The following is a 1,114-nucleotide window of genomic DNA, read 5'->3' on the forward strand; positions in this document are numbered from 1 at the left end:
ACGCGATGCGCCTGGGTGCCCTGGGCATCAAGGTCAACGTCGGTGGCCGCCTCAACGGTGCAGAAATTGCCCGTTCGGAGTGGTACCGCGAAGGCCGCGTGCCGCTGCACACCCTGCGTGCCGACATCGACTATGGCTTCGCTGAAGCCAAGACGACCTACGGCATCATCGGCATCAAGGTCTGGATCTACAAGGGCGAGGTCTTCGATTTCTCCCAGGTTGGCCAGGAAAAGCAGGACGACACCCCGTCGCGCAACGATCGTCACGATCGCGGCGACCGTGGTGACCGTCAGCGCCCGGCCCGTGAAGCGAGGTAACGACAATGTTGCAACCCAAGCGAACCAAGTACCGCAAGGTACACAAGGGCCGTAACGATGGCCTGAGCTGGAGCGCCAACGCTGTCAGCTTCGGCGAATACGGCCTGAAGGCAACCGCACACGGNNGCACACGGTCAGCTGACCGCGCGTCAGATCGAAGCGGCCCGCCGCTCGATCAGCCGCTACGTCAAGCGCGGCGGCAAGATGTGGATCCGCGTGTTCCCCGACAAGCCCATCACCAAGAAGCCCATCGAAGTCCGAATGGGTTCTGGTAAGGGCAACGTGGAATACTGGGTGGCCCAGATCCAGCCCGGCCGCATGATCTATGAAATCGAGGGTGTTTCCGAGGAAGTGGCTCGCGAGGCGTTCCGCCTGGCCGCCGCCAAGCTCTCGGTCACCACCACTTTCGTGACCCGTACGGTGCGCTGATGGATATCAAAACTCTCCGTGAAAAGTCGGCTGACGAACTCAAGGCCCATCTGATCGACCTGCGTAAGGAACAGTTCTCTGTCCGTATGCAGCAGGTCACCGGCCAGCTGCCGAAGACCCACGACATTCGCCGGGTCCGTCGCGAGATTGCTCGCGTCAAGACCCTGCTCGGCAGCACGAAGTAAGGATGGCCGCTATGAGCGACAATACTGAAAAGAAGACGCTGCGCNNAGAAGACGCTGCGCACGGTCGAAGGCCGTGTCGTCAGCAACAAGATGGACAAGACGGTTACCGTCCTGGTTGAGCGTCAGGTCAAGCACGCGCTGTACGGCAAGTACATCAAGCGCTCGACCAAGCTGCACGCCCAC

3 protein-coding genes and 1 pseudogene are annotated in these 1,114 nt (G+C 61.2%); all 4 read left to right on the forward strand.

All coding sequences use genetic code 11. From position 1 onward, the window contains the following. The coding region (rpsC, locus tag CJP72_RS25975) for a 30S ribosomal protein S3 (RefSeq protein WP_162383901.1) at positions 1–317 on the forward strand (317 nt) is incomplete at its 5' end. A 5-nt stretch (positions 318–322) separates the two neighbouring features. Beyond that, positions 323–746: pseudogene (gene rplP / locus CJP72_RS24945) on the forward strand (50S ribosomal protein L16). Beyond that, positions 746–931 (forward strand): 50S ribosomal protein L29, encoded by a 186-nt coding sequence (gene rpmC / locus CJP72_RS24950; protein ID WP_004154487.1) that lies wholly within the window; start codon positions 746–748, stop codon positions 929–931. The pseudogene rplP and the gene rpmC overlap by 1 nt, the downstream one beginning before the upstream one ends. Positions 932–985: 54 nt before the next feature. Further along, a partial coding sequence (locus CJP72_RS24955; protein ID WP_446714990.1) for a small ribosomal subunit protein uS17 occupies positions 986–1,114 on the forward strand: 129 nt, incomplete at its 3' end.

Source organism: Citrobacter sp. NCU1 (assembly GCF_010231475.1).
Taxonomy (GTDB): Bacteria; Pseudomonadota; Gammaproteobacteria; order Enterobacterales; family Enterobacteriaceae; genus Citrobacter_D.

Bases quoted from the DNA above. Each gene is read 5' to 3' on its own strand.
- rpmC (WP_004154487.1), top strand. From the start codon at position 746: ATGGATATCAAAACTCTCCGTGAAAAGTCGGCTGACGAACTCAAGGCC.